Annotated in this window: 7 protein-coding genes and 1 tRNA gene; 3 read left to right on the top strand and 5 right to left on the bottom strand. The window is 33.7% G+C overall.

The window, feature by feature from the left end:
- Positions 1-342 precede the first annotated feature (342 nt).
- Positions 343-1,653 carry a ribosome biogenesis GTPase Der gene (der, locus tag IV513_RS14590; RefSeq protein ID WP_209391290.1) on the top strand — a complete coding sequence of 437 codons (1,311 nt, stop codon included), beginning with the start codon at positions 343-345 and terminating at the stop codon, positions 1,651-1,653.
- Between the two features lie 145 nt (positions 1,654-1,798).
- Complete coding sequence (gene upp / locus IV513_RS14585; RefSeq protein ID WP_209391289.1) at positions 1,799-2,452, top strand: uracil phosphoribosyltransferase; 654 nt, start codon at positions 1,799-1,801, stop codon at positions 2,450-2,452.
- 34 nt (positions 2,453-2,486) lie between these two features.
- On the opposite strand, the gene IV513_RS14580 is transcribed toward upp, so the two are convergent.
- From IV513_RS14580 to IV513_RS14560, 5 genes are all read right to left on the bottom strand, one after another.
- Positions 2,487-3,140 carry a ComF family protein gene (locus tag IV513_RS14580; protein WP_209391288.1) on the bottom strand — a complete coding sequence of 218 codons (654 nt, stop codon included), beginning with the start codon at positions 3,138-3,140 and terminating at the stop codon, positions 2,487-2,489.
- Positions 3,141-3,271: 131 nt separating this feature from the next.
- Positions 3,272-4,246: a deoxyhypusine synthase family protein gene (locus IV513_RS14575; protein ID WP_209391287.1), complete on the bottom strand. Its 975-nt coding sequence runs from the start codon at positions 4,244-4,246 to the stop codon at positions 3,272-3,274.
- A 29-nt stretch (positions 4,247-4,275) separates the two neighbouring features.
- Complete coding sequence (locus IV513_RS14570) at positions 4,276-4,947, bottom strand: hypothetical protein (RefSeq protein WP_209391286.1); 672 nt, start codon at positions 4,945-4,947, stop codon at positions 4,276-4,278.
- Between the two features lie 47 nt (positions 4,948-4,994).
- On the bottom strand, positions 4,995-5,387 hold the full coding sequence (gene arfB, locus IV513_RS14565; RefSeq protein WP_209391285.1) for an alternative ribosome rescue aminoacyl-tRNA hydrolase ArfB: 393 nt from the start codon (positions 5,385-5,387) through the stop codon (positions 4,995-4,997).
- Between the two features lie 32 nt (positions 5,388-5,419).
- Positions 5,420-6,463, bottom strand: a complete 1,044-nt coding sequence (locus IV513_RS14560) for an AMP-binding protein (RefSeq protein ID WP_209391284.1) — start codon at positions 6,461-6,463, stop codon at positions 5,420-5,422.
- Positions 6,464-6,562: 99 nt separating this feature from the next.
- Here IV513_RS14560 and IV513_RS14555 point away from each other — a divergent pair.
- Positions 6,563-6,633 (top strand) — tRNA-Gln (locus IV513_RS14555).
- Positions 6,634-6,814: the final 181 nt, after the last annotated feature.

The following is a 6,814-nucleotide window of genomic DNA, read 5'->3' as shown; positions in this document are numbered from 1 at the left end:
TTCAAGGTTGCTCATAATTGTATTTGATTGGTAGTCAATACAATATACTAATTTTTAGTCACTTGAGCAACCTTTTTTATAATGCACTACGGGTTAAAATTACAAAAAAACAGTAATTTTTCTTATCCTAATTCATTGCAAAAGTATTTTTTATATAAATTAGATAATAAACGCTTATCTTTGCAAAAATTTTGGGCTTCGAGGGTCGAAGTAACCCATTCTTAATCAGAATTTAATCATCAGGAGATTTCAATTTTGAATCACTATGTCGGTATTACGAAAATAGTTTCAGAAATGATGAATGCATCAATCTTCGGTTTTTAAAGAAAAGAAACAAATTTTATGAGCAATATTGTTGCAATCGTTGGGCGTCCCAATGTAGGAAAATCCACATTATTTAACCGTTTATTAGAAAGAAGAGAAGCCATTGTAGATTCTACAGCTGGAGTAACAAGAGACCGTCATTACGGTAAGTCTGACTGGAATGGTGTAGATTTCACTGTAATTGATACAGGAGGATATGATGTAAATAATGACGACGTATTTCAGGGAGAAATTTCTAAACAGGTACAGCTTGCGGTAGATGAAGCTACTTCTATTATTTTCATGCTGAATGTGGAAGAAGGTCTTACCGATACCGATTATGAAATCTATGAAATGCTCAGAAGATCCAATAAGCCAGTTTATATTGTAGTAAACAAAGTAGATTCGGCAAGAGAAGAATTGGATGCCACAGAATTTTATCAGTTGGGAATCGATAAATACTATACTTTATCTTCAGCAACAGGTTCCGGAACAGGAGATTTATTGGACGATATCGTAGGAGATTTTCCAACTACAGAATATAAAGATCCTTTCGAAGGATTGCCAAAAATTACCATTGCAGGTCGTCCTAATGTTGGAAAATCTACCTTAACCAATGCTTTACTCGATAAAGACAGAAACATTGTAACCGATGTTGCAGGTACCACAAGAGACAGTATTCAGACTTTGTACAATAAGTTTGGACATGAGTTTGTTTTGGTAGATACTGCCGGAATGAGAAGAAAATCTAAGGTTTCTGAAGATTTGGAATTTTATTCTGTAATGCGTTCTATTCGTTCTATTGAGTATTCTGATGTAGTAATCATCATGGTAGATGCTACTTTAGGATGGGAATCTCAGGACATGAACATTTTTGGTTTAGCTCAGAAAAACAGAAAAGGAATTGTTATTGTAGTGAATAAATGGGATTTAATTGAAGATAAACAAACCAATACCATCAGAGATTTTGAAAAAGCAATCCGCGACAAAATTGGTCAGTTTAGCGACATTCCTATTTTGTTTGTTTCGGCTTTAACGAAGCAGAGAATCTTAAAAGTTGTAGAAACAGCGATGACGGTTTATGAAGACCGAAAAAAGAAAATTAAAACTTCTAAGCTGAATGAAATTATGCTTCCTATTTTTGAAGCTACTCCTCCACCGGCAAATAAAGGAAAGTATATTAAAATTAAATACTGTGTACAACTTCCTACACCATCTCCACAGTTTGTTTTCTTTTGCAATTTGCCTCAGTATGTAAAAGAACCTTACAAAAGATTTACAGAAAACCAATTAAGAAAAGAATTCGGGTTTACCGGAGTTCCTATCGAAGTATATTTCAGACAAAAATAAATAACAGTCCCTTTTAGATTTTTCTAAGAGGGATTTTATTCTTAAAAACCAATAGATTTAAATAGTTGAAAAATGGTTGTGGAATTTTCTTCAATCAAACAATAATCAACAGTAAAACTCAACTTAAAAAAGGTATTTCAAAATAATGAACACAATCGTTTTATCAGAACAATTTTCGTTAGTTAATTCATGGATTAATGAACTCCGAAATGTAGAAATTCAGCATGACCGCATGAGATTCCGAAGAAATATGGAAAGAATTGGTGAGATTGCCGCATTTGAAATCAGTAAAACATTGCAGCATAAAGAAATTCAGATAACTACTCCACTTGATAAGATTGCAGTTAAAGAAATCGCTGTTCAGCCCGTTATTACAACAATTTTGAGAGCCGGAGTTCCTTTATTTGAAGGAATTTTGAATTATCTTGATAAAGCAGACTGCGGATTTGTGGCAGCATACAGAAAACACGACGCCAACGATTATTTTTCCATAAAACAGGATTATTTAACGTGCCCAAATATACAAGACAGACCTTTAATTGTTGCAGATCCCATGTTGGCAACAGGAGCGTCTCTTATAGAAGCGATTAAAGATTTATTAACCCACGGAAAACCAACAAGCCTTCACATTGTGGCAGCAATTGCATCCAGACAAGGCGTTGAAACTATAGAAAAAGCTTATCCTGACGCAAAAATTTGGGTGGGTGCTATTGATGAAAATTTAACTTCAAAAGGTTACATCAGTCCGGGATTGGGTGATGCGGGAGATCTAAGCTACGGAGAAAAACTACAACGGTAAAATAATCTTCAAATATCAATTTTGAAAATACACTTTATTCATCCATTGCCATTACCAAAACACTCAGTTTATTATTCCCTTTTCTGAGAATTTCCCATGCAATGGTTGCCAATGTATTTCCTGTGGTAAAAACGTCGTCAATCAGCAGAATATGTTTTTCAGAAACATCTTTTGTAACCGAAAATATGTGATCTGTATTCAGGCGGTTTCGCTTATTTTTGAGTGCCTGTGCTTTAGAATAATGATTTCTCCTGAGTAATTCGTTATCGTAAGGAATATTATAAAAATCTGAAAGAACACGCGTAAAAAGATGCAATTGATTATATCCACGCTCTCTTAATTTTTTAGGATGAAGCGGAACAGTAACAAAAAGGTCTGGTCTTTCATTTTTGAAATCAAGTGAATTGATTGTCCATTCGGCTAAATTTTTTCCGATAATTTCTCGGCTTCTGTATTTCAATTCATGAATGATTTTTCTGCTGACATCTTGTTTTTCAAATTTCATCAGAGCAAAAGCATTTTCAACAGGAAAAAGAAGCCTGCATTTTTGTTTTACAAAATTATCTGCGAAATAATCTTGATGGGTAAAATGAACCTGATCCATGCAATTACCACAAACAATTAAATCACTTTCTATAATAGAATTGCACTCTATACAGCGGTTGGGAAATAAAATATCCAGTATCATTAGTGTGTTTTTAGATATTAAAAATACCAAATTTCCATTAAATCATTCTGAATAAGTATCAAAAAAAAATGACCATCGAGAATTTCGGTGGTCATTTTAAATTTTTCTGTAAAATAAATTACCGAAAACTTTTATGAGTTTTCTAAAATATAAGAGAACATTAACGGAGTACAAATTGTGGCATCACTTTCTACAATAAATTTCGGAGTCGTGATGTCTAATTTCCCCCAAGTAATTTTTTCGTTGGGAACCGCTCCAGAATAAGAACCATAAGATGTGGTAGAATCTGAAATCTGACAGAAATATGACCAGAAAGGAATATCATGCATTTCCATATCCTGATACAGCATAGGAACTACACAAATTGGGAAATCTCCGGCAATACCTCCTCCAATCTGGAAGAAACCTACTCCTTTTCCACCTGAATTTTTTGTGTACCAATCGGCAAGATAAGCCATATATTCGATCCCAGATTTCATTGTGGTTGCTTTAAGCTCTCCTTTAATGCAATACGATGCAAAAATATTCCCCATTGTAGAATCTTCCCATCCAGGAACTACAATTGGCAGGTTTTTCTCTGCAGCAGCAATCATCCACGAGTTTTCTCTAGGAATTTCGTGATATTGCTCCAAAACTCCGGAAAGAATCATTTTATACATAAATTCGTGCGGGAAATATCTTTCACCTTTCGCTTCCGCATCTTTCCAGATTTCAACGATATGTTTCTGCAATCTTCTGAATGCTTCTTCTTCAGGAATACATGTATCTGTAACTCTGTTTAAGCCTCTTTCCAAAAGATCCCATTCTTCCTGAGGTGTTAAATCTCTGTAGTGAGGAACTCTTTCGTAATGAGAATGTGCTACAAGATTCATTAAATCTTCTTCTAAGTTAGCACCTGTACAAGAAATGAAATCAACTTTATCCTGACGGATCATTTCAGCTAAAATCTTTCCTAATTCTGCAGTAGACATAGCTCCTGCCAAAGTAATCATCATTTTACCACCATCTTTCAGGTGTGCTACATATCCTTTGGATGCATCTACTAACGCTGCAGCATTAAAGTGCAGATAATATTTCTCAATAAACTCCGTAATTGGCTTGCTCATTATTTTTTATTTTTTGCAAAGATAAAAATTTAAAAACTGAAAGTGGCCGTTGCACTTAAAGAAAGTCTTGTAAGACCTTCTTTTTCGTTATCTGCAAAATTTACAGTAGTTCCGTTATAGGTCATTTTATTTAAAGTACCACCCGTTAAACCTAGTGTAGGACCTATAAAAATATTATTAGTTACCGCGTATTGATAGCCAAAATTAAATTCTGCACCCAGAGTAGATCCCTTTCCTAATACATTTCCAGTTTTAGTTGTATAGGTAATTACTCCTAAGGCAACGTCATAAAACAATTTATGTCTAGTATCTTCTTTAAAATTGGAGAACATATAAGAGGCACCCACAAAATGAATCTGATCTTTGGTACTTACTGACGCAACAGTATTTTGACCGTACATATTCTGGACGGCTATTTTCCCATTGCTTGATGCAAAGTACCCTAAATATTTTAAGCCGACACCACTGTTTCCTTTAATAAGGTAATACGCAGAAATACCTGTATCTACACCATGTTTTAAACCTTTAAGATAATTTCTTGTTTCATTGGAAATTCCAGAAGGCATTTTTGCAAGACGCCAAGCATATCCAACGTACGGAATAACGGCAAATTTCGGCTCACTTTTACTTACCTGTACTTCTTGTGCAGAAAAAAGAAACGGAGCAAAAGCAACTCCTGCAATGATGAGTTTTTTAAACATAATTATTTTTTTTTGCGAAAATAATGTTTTTTTCTAAAGAGTGAGAATTAATATCTAAACTTTCTGTTTTCCTTTTTTTCTGAAATTTTCTTTTTACTCTCAAGCCTTTTTTCAATTTTGGCTTTACTGGGTTTTGTCGCAATCCTTTTTTTGGGAATAATTAATGCCTGATTAACCATTTCCTGAATTTTTTCTGCTGCAATTTTTTTATTCTGAAGCTGAGTTCTGCTTTCCGAAACCGTCATCTGCAAAATACCTTCAGCATTAATTCTGTTTTTGAGTTTAAAAAAAATTCTTTCCTTCTCCACATCTGTAAAAACTACAGATTCTTCCACCTTCCACATTACGGTTACAGAAGTTTCCACTTTATTTACGTTCTGTCCGCCACTTCCGCTGCTTCTGGAAGTTTTATAGGAAAGTTCGTGATCGAAATTTTTCATATATAATTCGAGTTTAATTGCATTCTGTATTTTCAGATTAACTTAACAACTTGTTTTCTAAGCACTTTACCATTATCAGATCTTGGAAATTTTTCCAAATAAATAACTTTCTTCGGAACATGAAATTTGTTTTCATAATTAATTTTTGAAAGCTGTTGATTAATTTCGTCTGACTCTTTCCCTTCAATAACCAAAACTAACTTTTCCCCTAACATTTCATCTGGTTTACCTACAAATATCAACTCTTTATCAATCGTTTTTTTTAATAAGTTTTCAATTTTTTCAGGAAAAATCTTAACACCTCCGGAATTTATCACATAATCGTATCTTCCTAAAAATTTAAATTTACTTTTATTTAATTGATCAGACTCCGAATATCCGAATTCTACAATATCATTAGTTTGCAACCTCTCAGGATTTAGTTTTGGGGCAAAAATAGCAAGACAGTTTCTGTCATCCAGAGAAATTTCTACATCTTCAAGTACGGTAAAAAACTCTTCTTTCTGTGGAAATATTTGTTTCAGGGCAATATGCGAAAGCGTTTCAGACATTCCGTAAGTTTCGAAAATTCTATTTTCTGTTGGAGAAGCTTTCAAAATTTCATCAATCTTATTTTTAAGGTTTTCTGAAACTGCCGCTCCACCTATGATTAAATTTTTAATTAAATGAATTTTATCTAAAGAATTTTCAACCTGAAGCGGAGTCATCGCACAAAAATCTATTTTCTCATTAATTTTCTTCAGTGGAGTAAGAGATGGCTCTTCCACAATAAGCTTGAGTTTCCTCTCAAAAGCCCGGGCAATCATTATTTTCCCTGAAATATATTCTATCGGAAGACAGAGCAATGCAGAGTTTCCTAATTTCAAACCAAGGAAATTGCAGGTCATTTTTGCAGAATTAAGCATTCTGTTTTTTTCGACTTCAAAAATTTTTGGTATTCCGGTAGAACCCGATGTCTGAATTTTAACAGTTTTTGAGTACGAAACCCACTCTTCTAAAAAAAAAATGATTTTTTTTTCGAAAATATTTTCGGCATTTAATTGATTAATTTTGAGATTATTGAAGTCTATTTTCATGTTGTAAGCCTTATGAATTCGAAGTAAATTTAAAAAAAAGTTTCAAAACTATTTGCAAATAAACAAAAACGCTGTATATTTGCACCACAAAACAAACAGAGACCCATGGTGTAGCGGTAACACTACTGATTTTGGTTCAGTCATCTGGGGTTCGAATCCCTGTGGGTCTACAATTAACAAAGCGTAATTAATTGATTTTCAATTCTTTACGCTTTTTTATTTTACGCTTGTCCCGAAATCGTCCCTAAAAATGGGATCAGTAACAAAAGTTGGGGACTAGGCAAAAATTTTGGATAATCTGAAAAGGAAAAATGCTTTGTCTTTAACGCCTCGAAGCTGCATTCTGAAGTT

Source organism: Chryseobacterium sp. RR2-3-20 (genome assembly GCF_017808115.1).
Lineage (GTDB): Bacteria > Bacteroidota > Bacteroidia > Flavobacteriales > Weeksellaceae > Chryseobacterium > Chryseobacterium oryzae.
This window is presented reverse-complemented; position numbering and strand designations above follow the sequence as displayed.